Source organism: Geothrix fuzhouensis, from assembly GCF_024609325.1.
Classification (GTDB): domain Bacteria; phylum Acidobacteriota; class Holophagae; order Holophagales; family Holophagaceae; genus Geothrix; species Geothrix fuzhouensis.
In genome coordinates this window covers 407693-421276 of record NZ_JANHMQ010000002.1, presented here as the reverse complement: position 1 = coordinate 421276, position 13584 = coordinate 407693, and the positions used below count along the sequence as shown (strand labels likewise).

Here is a 13584-nt window from a genome sequence, read left to right as displayed (position 1 = left end):
CTTCAGCCCGCGGCGGAGATGGCTCTCGAGGGCAGGCCCAGCACTTCTTCCACCTTCTGGCGGGTGATGCGCAGGGACTCGCGCGAGGTGCGCTTGTCCGAGGGCAGCTCGTACATGGGTTCCAGCAGGATCTGCTCCACGAGGCTGCGGAGGCCGCGGGCACCGAGCTTGCGGGTGAGCGCCTGCTCGGCGATGGCGTCGATGGCGCCCTCTTCGAAGCTCAGGTCCACGTCGTCCATGTCGAACAGCTTCACGAACTGCTTGGTGATGGCGTTCTTGGGCTGGGTGAGGATGGCCACCAGGGCCTCGCGGTCCAGGGGTGTGAGACCCGCCACCACGGGCAGGCGGCCCACCAGCTCGGGGATGAGGCCGAACTTGATGATGTCCTCGGGCTCCACCAGCCGCAGCAGGTTCTCCTTGTCCTCTTTCGAGGAAGGCGTGGAGCCGAAGCCCACGGCCTTGGCGCGGATGCGCTGCTTGATGATGTCCTCGATGCCCACGAAGGCGCCGCCGCAGATGAACAGGATGTTGCTGGTGTCCAGCTGGATGAACTCCTGGTGCGGGTGCTTGCGGCCACCCTGGGGCGGCACGTTGGCCACGGTGCCCTCCACCAGCTTCAGCAGGGCCTGCTGCACGCCCTCGCCGCTGACGTCGCGGGTGATACTGGGGTTCTCGCTCTTGCGGCCCACCTTGTCGATCTCGTCGATGAAGACGATGCCGCGCTGGGCCCGCTCCACGTCGTAGTTGGCGGCCTGGAGCAGCTTGGTGAGGATGTTCTCCACGTCCTCGCCCACGTAGCCGGCTTCCGTCAGCGTGGTGGCATCGGCCATGGCCAGGGGCACGTCCAGGAAGCGGGCCAGCGTCTGGGCCAGCAGGGTCTTGCCCGTGCCCGTGGGGCCCAGCAGCAGGATGTTGCTCTTGGACAGCTCGACTTCGGGGCCGCCCAAGGCCTTCCGGGGGGTGACGATGCGCTTGTAGTGGTTATAGACCGCCACGCTCAGGCGCTTCTTGGCGGATTCCTGGCCAATGACGTAGTCATCCAGGAAGCCCTTGATCTCCTTGGGGCGGCTGAGCCGGGCGTCCGGCTTGCCCAGGGGTTTGCCCTGGCGACTCATGCGCAGCTGCAGCTGCCCCGCCTCCAGGCACTCGTTGCAGATGAAGGCCTCCGGCCCTGCCAGGAGCTGCTCCACCTCGTGGGGCTCCTTGCCGCAGAAGGAGCATTTCTGCTCGCGCTTGTACTTGTTCATTTTCGCTCCCGCGACCGGTGCGGACTTAGGCTACATCGTGAATGGTCTTCAGTTCCAGAATCTCGAAGCGCCTGATCCCCGCGGGGATCTGGACCCGCACCTCGCTGCCCTCTTCCTGGCCCACCAGCGCCATGCCGATGGGGGAACTGATGCTGAGATGCTGCGGATGGCCATCGAGTTCCTCGGGGAGCACCAGCTTGAAGGTGAACTCCTCCTCGGAATCCAGGTCCAGGATCGTGACTTTGGAGCCGTAGGCGGCGCGAGTCTTGGGCAGGCGGCTGATGTCCAGGCTGGCCACTTCCGAGATGCGCTTCTCCAAGGTCACCAGCTTGTTCTGGAACATGTCCCGCTTGGCGAGGGCCTGTTCGTATTCGGCGTTCTCGGACAGGTCGCCCTGGCCGGCCGCGCGGGCGATCTCCTGGGGGATGTCCACCAGGAGGGCCTGCTTGATGTCCTTGAGTTCCTGTTCGAGCTTCACAAGCACGTGCTTGGGCATGAGACTGTCCTGAAAAGGGGGTCAAAAAAAGGCGGGCCGAAGGGCCCGGTCAGGCAAGGGGTGGTTGAATCGATTCTACCCACTCTGGGGGGGGAAGCGGAGCCGGGAGGGGGTGGCCCGTACCCGGTCGGGTTTTGAAGCGGCGGTGCATCCAGAACCACCAGCGAGGATCCCTGCGGATCTGGGCCTCGATGTGGGCGGTCATGAGTTGGGTGGCCACCCAGGCATCCTTGGCCGCGTCCCCGGTGACCGGTACTTGGAAGGCGGGTTCGAAGCGCACCGTGGTGGTGCCGTCGGGATTGGGCCAGCTGAAGACCGGCAGGACCGGCAGGCCGTACCGGGCGGCCAGGCTGCCGGCCGTGCCGAAGGTGGAGGCCCACTGGCCCAGGAATCGGACGAACACACCGCTGGTGAGGGCGTCCTGGTCCAACAGGAAACCCACGCCCCGCCCCGCCTTCAGGGCCTTCAGCGTGTCGCGCATGGCGCCGTCCTTGAGGATCACCCGGTTGCCGAACCGGGTGCGGAAGGCCAGGGAGATGGGTTCCAGCAGGGGGTTGTCCAGCTCCCGCCCGATGGCGTCAATGGTACGGCCATGGCGGCTCTGGGCCAGGGCGACGGCCTCCCAATTGCCGTAGTGACCCGTAAGCTGGATGAAGCCCTTGCCCGCGGCCTGGACGGCATCGAAGTGTTCCAGACCCTCGACTTTGATCCACCGATCAAGCTCCTCGGGCGTGGCATGGCGCAGGCGCAGCAGGCTCACGAACAAGGCGCCGAAATGCCGGAAGCAGGCCCGGGATAGCGCCCGGGTCTCGGCCTCGGACAGGCCGAGGTCCGCGGAGCGCATGTTGTCGCGAACAACGCGGCGGTGCCGGGGGTCCACTAGGTAGAACAACGAACCGGCCCCTTCCCCCAGGGTCTGCACCGTGGTCCAGGGCAGGTGGCCGAGGACCCCATCCAGCAGACGGAACAGGCCGTACTCCAGACGATGTCTGAGGCTGGGCCGGGAGTTCGGGGCGAGGGTAGAGATCAAGTCGGCCCTAAAAAAAGGGGCGCCTCGATTGGCGAGGCGCGGAAAGTCAGTCTACCAGCAACCGGGTTCAGGATTCTTTCACCAGCATTTCCAACATTTCCACTACCCTGATCGGTGCAATGCGATGCGCGCTTGAGCCGTAGGTGGGGAACCCGGCCGGGGCCGAGGCATCGCAGTCCACGTCCGGCCCCCGCAGCGGCAGGGCCCGGGGGCCGATGGGGTTCACCCAAACCTCGGGGCTGGGCCCGAAGAGGGTCACCGTGGGCCGACCCGTGGCGGCGGCCGTATGGGCCAGGCCCGTATCAATGGCCACGTTGCCCCAAGCTGCCGCCTGCAGGGCGCAGGCTTCGGGCAACGTGGTCTTCCCGGCCAGGTTCAGGGCCCCTGGAACGGCCGCGGCCAGGGCCGCTCCCAAGGTGACCTCGTCCGGCCCACCCAGCAGCACCGGGCGGATGCCCAGGCCCTGGAGCAGGCGCATCAACTCCGGCCAGGTGCGGTCCTCCGGGAACCAGCGCTTGCCGAAGCCGCGGGTGCCGAAAGCCAGGGTCGCGTAAGGCTCGCCACCCCACCCTTCCGCCCGCAGCTTGTCCGGCCCCTTGTGGCCGCCCAACAGCGCCGGCGTGAGGGGCAGCCACAGGGCCCGGTCGTCGCCCGTGAGGGCCACCAGCAGAGGCTGGATGCGGGCGGCGATGTGCAGGGGCAGGTCGCGGTAGCGGATGGCGTGGTGGTACAGCAGGCGCAAGTGGTTGTCGGCGATGCCGGCCCGGAGCGGCACCCGGCTCAGCCAGGCGGCGAAGGGCAGGCGGGCGCTCTGCGACAGGTTCAGGAAAGCCGCCGGGGGACGCTTCCGCCAGCCCCGCACCAGGGCCCAGGGGTTGGGCTTGGCTGCGCCGCCGCCTTCGATGTGGGCCGCGGCGATGAACGCGGGATCGGCCTCGGACAGCAGGGCGGCGCCGATGTGGTGGCCCACGGCGATCCAGCGGAGTTGCACGCCCCGCTCCGCCGCCACGGCGTTCCAATGGTGCTGGAGGGTCCGCAGGAAGGGGAGCGTCATCACCACGTCGCCCAGCTGACGCGGGAAGCGGATCCAGACCTCGGGGGCGGCCCCTCCGATCAGGGCCTGGTCGAACTGGGCCAGGGCCGGATGCCGAGCGTCGGCGCTCACCCGGCCTCCCGGGCCAGGGGCATCGTCATGCAGCGCGGGCCGCCCCGGGCGCGGCTCAGCTCGCTGGCCTCGATCTGGACGAGGTACTTCTTCCCATCCAGCAGGTCCAGGGCTGGATCGGCCAGCACTTCCCGGGCCGTCAGGGCGCGGTAGCCCGCCCGGTCCAGCGCCTCGGCGGTGGCGAGGTTGCGACCATAGCTGGTGATGACCCCGGGGGCCAGGCAGAAGGCGTTGGCACCATCCGTCCATTGTTCCCGCTGCTGGAGGATGGAATCGTTCCCGCCACAGAAGATGGGCTGCAGATCGATGCCCACGACCTTCAGGGCCTTCAGCAGGCTCGGGTGGGTGCTCATGCGCAACTCCGGGTGGCGCAAGTCGATGCTGGTCACGTTGAGCAGCTCCCGGCTGCCTTCTAGGAAATAGGGGGGATAGACCAGGCACTCATTCTCGCTGGTGCGCGTGAAGATGGTGTCCAGGTGCATGGCGCTGCGCTTCTTGGGCATGAGCACCATGAGCAGGTGGTCGAAGCTGCTGTCGTCTTCGGCCCGGTGGGCACGGAGGTTCTCCGCCAGCAGCTGGATGGCATCGGTCTGGGTGCGCTCGGAGCAGCCCACCACCAGCACCTTGTGGCTCAGCACCAGGATGTCGCCGCCCTCCATGCTCACCGGGGCCTTGATCTCGCCACGGATGAGGGGCGTCACCTGATCGAACCACTTGTCGTGCTCGGTGTGGTGCCGCAGCCGGGGGTGGTGCCGGAACACGTAGCTCAGGATCAGCGGCTCGCGCTCCCGGGCCCAGGTGGCCATGGAGTTCACGCTGTAGCCGTCGCCGATGACCGAGGCCGGATCCCGCATGAACAGCAGGTTCGGGATGGGGCGCACCCGGTAGTCGAACTCCTCCTCCCAGTGCGTGTGGCCGGGCATGTCGTCCCAGGGCAGGCCCCCGATGACGCTGCGGGCTGTGTCCGCGGGGGCCATGTCGCGCAGCAGATTGCAGGTGTCGTCCGGCAGGCCCACCAGCCGCCGCAGGTCCTCGACGAAGGCCAGCTTCACTCCCTCGTCCTGCAGGGCCTCGACGAAGAGATCCTGGATGTCCAGCACCTCGTCGGCCACCCGGGCCAGCACCTGGCGGAACTGGGCGTGTTCCTGGCGGGCGAGATCGCCGTAGAGGATGTCGTCGAAAAGCAGCTTCTCCATCATCCCGGGCACCATCAGGTCCACTTCGGGGCCGGGGTTGTGGACCACCACCTGCCGGAGCCGGGCGGTCTCGGAGAACACGGAAAGCTGGATCGGCTGGATGGAGTGCATGCGGGGGGCCTCGGGGGTCCAGAAACCCCGCAGATTACCACGGAAGCCCTGTCCCATCTGCATCTGCGTGCTTCAGTTGACCCGTGGGTTCGGTATACTTTACCGATTTGGTCGGATATTTTCCTTGAACGCGCTGGAGGGTCGCCCTAGCCTGATTATTCCCAATGAAACCCGGGGCAAGACCCCATTTGGAGGCACCATGGCCGCATTTGTCACCCAGCCCGCTCCCGATTTCAAGGCCGACGCTCTGGTTAATGGCGAGTTCAAGCAGGTCTCGCTCAGCGACTACAAGGGCAAGAAGGTGGTGCTCTTCTTCTATCCCCTCGACTTCACCTTCGTCTGCCCCACCGAGATCCTGGCCTTCGCCGATTCCATCAAGGAATTCGAGGCTCGCCACACCCAGGTCATTGGGGTGAGCGTCGATTCCAAGTTCAGCCACCACGCGTGGGTCAACACCCCGCGCAAGGAAGGTGGCATCCAGGGTGTGACCTTCCCCCTGGTCTCCGATCTGAACAAGACCATCGCCCAGGACTACAACGTGCTGCTGCCCGCCGGCATCGCCCTGCGCGGCCTGTTCATCATCAACAAGGACGGCATCCTCAAGCACATCACGGTGAACCACAACGACCTGGGCCGCAGCGTGGAGGAAGTCCTGCGCCTCCTCGACGCCGTGGACTTCACCGAAGAGCACGGCGAAGTCTGCCCCGCCAACTGGCACAAGGGCGAGAAGGCCATGAAGCCGACCTTCGACGGCCTCAAGGCCTACGCTTCGGCCAAGTAGGACGGCAGAGAACGCACGAAGGGGGCGCCATCAGGCGCCCCCGGCGCGTACGCAGAGGCGGAATGGCCGCAGGCCATGACCATCCGACCGAAGCGCAGCGGAGGGGAGGCTCCAGGTCCGCGAGCCTGCGAGCGGGAGCACGCGCAGCGTGCGATACCTGGAGGATAGGACGGAATCGCCGAAGGCGATTGCCGCCCGGAGGGCGAGGGGCGGAGCCCCGAGTCACCATCCGACCGAAGCGCAGCGCAGTGGAGGCTCCAGGTCCGCGAGCCTGCGAGCGGGAGCACGCGCAGCGTGCGACACCTGGAGGATAGGGCCGCATCGGCACAGCCGATGGCGGGGGCGCAGCCCCGAGGACCGGAGGTCCGAGCCAGGCCCACCTTCGAAGGTCTCAATGCCTACGCCTCCGGCAAGTAGACCGGCAGATGATGCACGGAGCGGGCGCCGACAGGCGCCCGCAGTGTTTTGAGGGGAGGCCCGGGTAAGCTGTGGGACCCATCCTTTAGGACGAGACCACTTTGGCGAGGCAGCCCTTGCACCAGCCCACGGAATACCCAAGCACTCCCCCCGTGCTGCGCCAACCTCGGGGATGGGTGTGGCGAGCGATTGGACGGACCTACCTGCGGCTGGCCGGCTGGCGCATCGAAGGCGCCTTCCCCACGGAACCCAAGTTCGTCACCATCGTGGCCCCCCACACGTCGAACTGGGATTTCGCGCTGGGCGTGGCCGTGGTCTTTGCCCTGGAAATGCGCGTGTCCTGGCTCGGCAAGCACTCCCTCTTCCAGAGCCCGCTCAAGCGCTTCTTCTTCTGGCTGGGCGGCATCCCCGTGGATCGCCGGGCCGCGCATGGGGTGGTGGACGCCTGCGTGAAGGCCTTTGAAGGCGTGCCCGCCCGCCTGCTGGCCTTGGCCCCGGAAGGCACCCGCAAGGGCGTGAGCCAGTGGAAGTCAGGGTTCTACCGGATCGCGATCGCGGCCGACGTGCCCATCTGGCCTGTGGGCTTCGACTTCCGCCAGCATGTGGTTCAGCTGATGCCCGTGTTCCGGCCCACCGGTGATCTGGAGGCGGACCTGCCCCACATCCAGGCCCTGTTCCGCGACGTGCATGGTTTGCGGGAACGGGCCTGAACCGAAAATGGTGGCAGCGGACGCCCAAGGGGTCAGCTGCCAGACTCGTGGAAAGGCCTCTACTGCGCCTTGAGGGAACCGGTGCTTACGTTCATGGCCGCAGGTCCGCCGATTGCCGGAAGGTACTGCCCCTCCGTCACACTGATGGGTATCACGGTGCCGGCATTGAGGCCCGCAGTGGCTTTGAACTGGACCGCCACCTTCAGGAGCGTGGCATCGAGGGCCCTGGCTGAGCCCTGCCCCTTCTGCGAGACCGTCACGCTGACCGTCCCGTTCTGCTTGATCCCCTTGAGGAAACGGGGTGCATCACCGAGGACGAAGGCATCTCCGTTCTGGACGTATTCGGCATCCGCATCCGCCACCTTCACCAAATCGGCCAGGGCCGGGTCCACCGTGAAGGTGAAGGCCACACCCCGTCCCGTGGAAGCCGCCGGCCCAACCAGTCGCAGGATGAGCTTGGTGCTGGTGCTGCTGGCATCCCTGACCAGGCGGAAGCTTCCGCTTGCAGGATCCGTGTACGCCAACCCCACGGCCTTTGCAGGCTGTGAGGGCTGGGAGCTGGTGCCGCCCCCTCCCCCACCACCACAAGCCGTCAGGACCACCAATGCGCCTGCCATGAAAACCCATCGGGTCATGCCCATGTCTCACCACCCCATCTTCAGGTAAAGCTTGGTCAGATCCGCATCATCGATCCAGCCATCGCCGTTGAAATCGTACTTGGCCAGATCCGCAGGGGCGTTGCTGCCCATGGCATGGGCCAGGCCCAGGAGCTTCGGATTCAGCGCCGTGTTGCCATCAAAATCAGTCCCGCGCACGGTGATCGTCGCCATGCCCGTTCGAGAGGGGTCCGCCAAGCTGGTGGCCGTGACCGTCACCACGCCAGGCGCTCCGGGCGCATTGAAGCGACCTGAAGTGTCGATGGTGCCGGCGCTGACCGTCCAGGTCACACGGGTGTCGGTGGCATTGGTGACCCTTGCCGTGAACGCGATCGCCTCCCCGGGGAAGCAGCCTAGGGCCGCCGGCTGGACCTCCACGGTAGGCACCAGCGCGGTCAGCACCGTCAGGGTCGCGTCACTCGAAGGCACGCTTCCCTGCGCATTGGTCACCACCACCGAGAAGGTGGCGCCGTTGTCCGCCGCCGTCACCGCAGGCGTCGTGTAGCTGCTGGAGGTGGCCCCACTGATGGCGGCGCCGTTCTTCCGCCACTGGTAGGTCAGAGGGCCGGTTCCGGTGGCCGTCACGCTGAAGGTCGCCGTCTGGCCCGCGACCACACTGGTGCTTTGGGGCTGGGTGCCGATACTCGGCGCGACGAGCACCGTCAGGGTCGCGTCACCCGAAGGCACGCTTCCCTGCGCATTGGTCACCACCACCGAGAAGGTGGCGCCGTTGTCCGCCGCCGTCACCGCAGGCGTCGTGTAGCTGCTGGAGGTGGCCCCGCTGATGCCGGCGCCGTTCTTCCGCCACTGGTAGGTCAGAGGGCCGGTTCCGGTGGCCGTCACGCTGAAGGTCGCCGTCTGGCCCGCGACCACACTGGTGCTTTGGGGCTGGGTGCCGATACTCGGCGCGACGAGCACCGTCAGGGTCGCGTCACCCGAAGGCACGCTTCCCTGCGCATTGGTCACCACCACCGAGAAGGTGGCGCCGTTGTCCGCCGCCGTCACCGCAGGCGTCGTGTAGCTGCTGGAGGTGGCCCCGCTGATGCCGGCGCTGTTCTTCCGCCACTGGTAGGTCAGAGGGCCGGTGCCGGTGGCCGTCACGCTGAAGGTCGCCGTCTGGCCCGCGACCACGCTGCTGCTTTGCGGCTGGGTGCCGATACTCGGCGCGACGAGCACCGTCAGGGTCGCGTCACTCGAAGGCACGCTTCCCTGCGCATTGGTCACCACCACCGAGAAGGTGGCGCCGTTGTCCGCCGCCGTCACCGCAGGCGTCGTGTAGCTGCTGGAGGTGGCCCCGCTGATGCCGGCGCCGTTCTTCCGCCACTGGTAGGTCAGCGGGCCGGTGCCGGTGGCCGTCACGCTGAAGGTCGCCGTCTGGCCCGCGACCACGCTGGTGCTTTGGGGCTGGGTGCCGATGCTCGGCGCGGTCAGGACCGTCAGGGTCGCTTCACCCGAAGGCACGCTTCCCTGCGCATTGGTCACCACCACCGAGAAGGTGGCGCCGTTGTCCGCCGCCGTCACCGGAGGCGTCGTGTAGCTGCTGGAGGTGGCCCCGCTGATGGCGGCGCTGTTCTTCCGCCACTGGTAGGTCAGCGGGCCGGTGCCGGTGGCCGTCACGCTGAAGGTCGCCGTCTGGCCCGCGACCACGCTGGTGCTTTGCGGTTGGGCGCCGATGCTCGGCGCGGTCAGGACCGTCAGGGTCGCAATGTTAGATACAGTGCTACCAACGGCGTTGTTTACTACGACAGTGAATGAACCTCCATCGTCCGAGGCGGCAGTCGGCGCGGTGGTGTAGGTGCTTGAATTGCCTCCAACGGCAATCCCGTTCTTGAACCAGAAATAGCCCAGTGGTCCAGGCCCTGAAGCCTCCACGGAGAAGGTGGCAGGTTGGCCCAATAGCACACTGATGTTTTGGGGCTGTGCGGTAATGACTGGAGGTCCCAGCACAGTCAGGATGGCTTCGCTGGAAACAACCGTTCCATAGGGGTTGCTCACCACCGCAAAGAACCGCGCCCCATCATCGGCCACCGTGAAGGTGGTGAGGGTGTAACTACTGCTCGTGGCGCCTTCGATGGGCGCACCATTCCTCCACCATTGGTATGACAGGGGGGCAGTTCCCCTGGCCTCCACCGTGAACGTAGGAATCCATCCATAGCCACCGGTGTTGGTGGTGCCACTCCTCGGTTGGGTGGTGATGACGGGGGGGCCTGGAACCAACACTGTCAGGCCTTCAGACCACTCGGAGGTTTGACCGAGGTCGTCCGCCACCCTGACGCGAACCGAGAACATTCCCGCAGTCGACCAGACATGGGAAGCACTCACAGGAACTTCCGAAGGAGTTGCACCGGAGGTGGCGCTTGTGCCATCACCCCAATCGAAGGTGTAGTACACCGTTCCCCAAGCTCCTGGGAGAGCACTGGTATAGGTGTTGGAAATCCCCACTGGGGACTCCACGGGGCCAGAGGGCATACCCGGCGCAGGCAGGGCGGAATGGTAGAAAGCGGGCGTCATCTCTTGAGTGAGGCTGTTCCCATCTCCGTCCGCGGCAACGAACTTCAGGTTCACGAAGCCCTGGGGCAGGTTCGATGGCAGATCCACCAGAACATCCGCGCTGGGTCCGGTCGGCAGAGGTAACGCGATGGGCTGCCAATCACCGCTCGTCTGGTAGAAGGCCTGGAACTGGGCCAGGGAAACCCCATCCTCCACTTGGATCTTCAACTGATTCACTCCTCCCGCAGCCGTCGTGGAGGAAGTCTCGCCATTCTTCAGAATGCCGAACTGTTTCAGAAACGGGGGCGACTGGTCCGTCTTACTGCTGTCGAAAGCCAGGGTCGCCACGGCATGTCCCCGCTGCCCATTGATGAAGTAGCCATCGAAGGGAATTTTCAGGCTGCAAGGCCCCGAGGGAATCCCGAACATGGGGGGAGGACAGTCCGGTTTCATGAAGGATTCCACACTCCCACTCGAGAGAAGCGAGGTGCCTTGGAACCATTCATAGGAAAGGCCGCCCGGGACGGTGTCTGCGGATTGCCCGTAGAACAAAGGGGCATATCCCCTGGAACTGGACAAGGTCGCCAAGCCAGGCGACACCGTAAGCTGCCCCGTCCAGAAGGAAGGAGATTCGCCCATCACCACCTGCGATCCCTGGGTAGTGCGGAAGGGGATCGAGGGCTCCCCATGGTCGTAGATTCCCATGGTGTTCCCATCAACTGCGCTTAGAAGGCCCCCTTCATAAAGAAGTTCTTCCGGCATGCTGCCGCCCCGGTAAGCCATGACATAAGGGCTGCTTTGACTGGATAGAAAGCCTGGGCGCGGATGGGAAGAGAGGTCCACCTCCAGGTTGAAGGGTCGCTTCAGCACCCAAGGCGGCTGGTCACCAGGTTGGATGCTTCCATAGCTAAAATTCCCCCAATAGCGGCCCCCCCCGAAAAACATCATGTATCTCATAAATCCGACCCAGATCGAATCGATGGCCGGATCCACATTGAATGCGAGCTTTACTGATTTTGAAGGGGCGCTGATAAGGATTAGGTCATTTAAAATCCCATTGAAAGAATGTCTAAATTCATAATATTTACTTCCACTTAATGAATTGGACCAACCATATTGAAGGAGGTCGAAAGTGTAGGCATCTGACATGTCTGAAAAATAAAAATCATAAAGCCCTCCACGCAAGACGTATTTCATTCCAGAACGGTGGGTGAGGGTACAATCGGAGCCAGACTCTTTAAGATCAGCAGGCCAGATTTCATTTCCTTTGGAATCCAATGATTTTAATGAAACATGATGAAATATTTCTTGATTATAGTTAATATTTATTGTTAAATTATTGTTTAAAATTAAATCAATATTTTCTTTCACTATATAACGTTGTCCATTATTAAAATAACGACACATGATGTCATATTTACGTGGTGGCAATATCATAGTGACAGTCTGTTTAAGCGATGTAGCAAATCCGCCAATGACCTTATAATCAAAGCCGTCAAAAGGATCATTATTTTGATCAAAAACAATGGCAGATTCGGGGACTTGATCAAAGTTGATTGTCAACAGGCATCCCTTGTAGAACACCACTGGCATCCTGATCTCATCATCCCCCGAGTTGGCCACCAGTTTGGCTTCGAAGGCCATGTTGGGTGATGGACCAAAGGGGAGAACGCTGCTGTCCACGGTGAGAACCACGGATACAACTTGGGATTGCCCTGGGTTGAGAGCCACCGTAGAGGGGGTAATGGTCCAAGTGCTCCCTGGCGCCGTCTGCCCCTGCATGGTCAGGGTGTAGGTACGCGAAGAGGAGTCCAGGTTTTTAAGATTCAGGGTTTGGGTCTTGCTCCACATTCCCTGGCTCACGGCCACGTTGCCGAAGTTGAGGTTGTTTGGAATCATCGCCGCCTTGGCGAGATGAGAGTTCACCACCTGGACGCGGCCGTTGCCCTGGGTGAAGGCATCCTGCCCTAGGTCTTTGGCCCTCTCAGAGAGCACGGCCTTCACAATGTCGGGCGTCCATGTGGGATGGAGTTGCAGGAGTAAGGCCACGGCGCCTGCCACATGGGGCGCCGCCATAGAAGTGCCACTCTCGACCTGGTAGCCACCGCCCGGCCAAGTCGAACGGATCGAGACACCTGGGGCGGTGAGATCGGGCTTGATGGCCAGATCCGGCTGGCTTGGCCCGCGGGAACTGAAATAAGCCATCAGGTCCTGGTTGTCCGAGGCCCCCACCGTCAGAGCTTCGCGTGCACATGCGGGAGATCCGATGGTCGAATAGTTACTTCCAGAATTCCCCGCCGCTACGACACAGACAACACCGGCATTCACGGCTATGTCCACGACCTGCGAGACCGCGTCATCAGGATCGCCAGTGCCTCCCAAACTCAGGTTGATGACCTGGGCACCGTCGTCCGTGCCTGGATCCTGGTCTGGATCCACTGCTCGGTCGATGCCTTCGATAATGGTGCTTTGCGATCCGCTTCCGCTTGCGCCGAGAACCTTGTAGGCCAGAAGCTTGGCTCCAGGCGCCACCCCTTTGATGATTCCACTGGCCGCGACGATCCCTGCCACGTGGGTGCCATGCCCATTGTCGTCCATGGGATCCCCATCCCCATTAATGAAGTCGTATCCCCCGATCACTTTGAACCCTGGGCCAAAACCGCCCCCCAGGTCCGGATGGGTGTAATCGATGCCGGTATCGATCACGGCTACACGAATGCCCTGACCATCGGCGCCGTAATCTGCCCACATTTGGGGTGCCCCGATGAGGGGGACGCTATCGGCGAGAGTCGCCTTGACAACGCCATCACGGAACACCCGCGCCACATCGGGCTGTTGTCTCAGTTTCTTCAGGGTCTCGGACGACACCGTGGTGGCCAGCCCGTTGAAGGCGAAGCGGTAGTGCCTGAAGGCCTCGTCCCGCTTGCCAGGTTCAAGGGTCTTGATCCACGCTTTCAGCTGGGCCTGGGCGTTCACCAGGCGGTCGTGGTGCTGCCTCAGCTGATGCGCCCGCTCCTGTGCACCCAAGGCCGCCATGGATTTCTTCCGGGTCAGGATCGGTTCATCCCGCAGTTGGATGATCACGGAGATTGGCCCGCTCACCTGAACCGAGCCCTCCTCGACCCTGCCCTGTGGCGTGATCACGGCCGTCTTCACTTCGCCCGGGACCAGGACCGGGGTCGCTTCCGATTTGGAGATTGAGGCTGGAGACCCGGTTTTTCCGCGGTCTGCCGGCTGCGACGCAGAGACTACCGCCGCCATAAGGGCAAGCATTAAACGTCTATA

Annotated in this window: 9 protein-coding genes; 2 read left to right on the top strand and 7 right to left on the bottom strand. The window is 63.9% G+C overall.

Going from position 1 to position 13584, the window contains the following annotated elements:
- Positions 1 to 2: 2 nt before the first annotated feature.
- The 5 genes from clpX to NOV74_RS09200 form a co-directional block, all read right to left on the bottom strand.
- Positions 3 to 1247, bottom strand: coding sequence for an ATP-dependent Clp protease ATP-binding subunit ClpX (gene clpX, locus NOV74_RS09220; protein ID WP_257311369.1), 1245 nt, complete (start codon positions 1245 to 1247; stop codon positions 3 to 5).
- Positions 1248 to 1272: 25 nt separating this feature from the next.
- Entirely contained in the window at positions 1273 to 1743 is a 471-nt protein-coding gene (locus NOV74_RS09215; RefSeq protein ID WP_257311365.1) for a GreA/GreB family elongation factor, read from the bottom strand.
- Between the two features lie 49 nt (positions 1744 to 1792).
- Positions 1793 to 2773 carry a lysophospholipid acyltransferase family protein gene (locus tag NOV74_RS09210; RefSeq protein ID WP_257311362.1) on the bottom strand — a complete coding sequence of 327 codons (981 nt, stop codon included), beginning with the start codon at positions 2771 to 2773 and terminating at the stop codon, positions 1793 to 1795.
- Positions 2774 to 2840: 67 nt separating this feature from the next.
- Entirely contained in the window at positions 2841 to 3938 is a 1098-nt protein-coding gene (locus tag NOV74_RS09205) for a glycosyltransferase family 9 protein (protein WP_257311359.1), read from the bottom strand.
- Positions 3935 to 5308: an arginine deiminase gene (locus tag NOV74_RS09200; RefSeq protein ID WP_257311356.1), complete on the bottom strand. Its 1374-nt coding sequence runs from the start codon at positions 5306 to 5308 to the stop codon at positions 3935 to 3937. The genes NOV74_RS09205 and NOV74_RS09200 overlap by 4 nt, the downstream gene beginning before the upstream one ends.
- A 136-nt stretch (positions 5309 to 5444) precedes the next feature.
- Between NOV74_RS09200 and NOV74_RS09195 the strand changes: the two genes are divergently transcribed.
- Together NOV74_RS09195 and NOV74_RS09190 are read left to right on the top strand one after the other, a co-directional pair.
- Positions 5445 to 6026, top strand: a complete 582-nt coding sequence (locus tag NOV74_RS09195) for a peroxiredoxin (RefSeq protein ID WP_257311355.1) — start codon at positions 5445 to 5447, stop codon at positions 6024 to 6026.
- A gap of 593 nt (positions 6027 to 6619) precedes the next feature.
- Entirely contained in the window at positions 6620 to 7153 is a 534-nt protein-coding gene (locus tag NOV74_RS09190) for a lysophospholipid acyltransferase family protein (RefSeq protein WP_257311353.1), read from the top strand.
- 59 nt (positions 7154 to 7212) lie between these two features.
- On the opposite strand, the gene NOV74_RS09185 is transcribed toward NOV74_RS09190, so the two are convergent.
- Positions 7213 to 7788 carry a hypothetical protein gene (locus NOV74_RS09185; protein WP_257311352.1) on the bottom strand — a complete coding sequence of 192 codons (576 nt, stop codon included), beginning with the start codon at positions 7786 to 7788 and terminating at the stop codon, positions 7213 to 7215.
- A 9-nt stretch (positions 7789 to 7797) separates the two neighbouring features.
- Entirely contained in the window at positions 7798 to 13443 is a 5646-nt protein-coding gene (locus NOV74_RS09180) for a S8 family serine peptidase (protein WP_257311349.1), read from the bottom strand.
- Positions 13444 to 13584: the final 141 nt, after the last annotated feature.

Coding starts and splice junctions, on each gene's coding strand:
- clpX (WP_257311369.1), bottom strand. CDS start 1,247: ATGAACAAGTACAAGCGCGAGCAGAAATGCTCCTTCTGCGGCAAGGAG.
- NOV74_RS09215 (WP_257311365.1), bottom strand. CDS start 1,743: ATGCCCAAGCACGTGCTTGTGAAGCTCGAACAGGAACTCAAGGACATC.
- NOV74_RS09200 (WP_257311356.1), bottom strand. CDS start 5,308: ATGCAGATGGGACAGGGCTTCCGTGGTAATCTGCGGGGTTTCTGGACC.
- NOV74_RS09195 (WP_257311355.1), top strand. CDS start 5,445: ATGGCCGCATTTGTCACCCAGCCCGCTCCCGATTTCAAGGCCGACGCT.
- NOV74_RS09185 (WP_257311352.1), bottom strand. CDS start 7,788: ATGACCCGATGGGTTTTCATGGCAGGCGCATTGGTGGTCCTGACGGCT.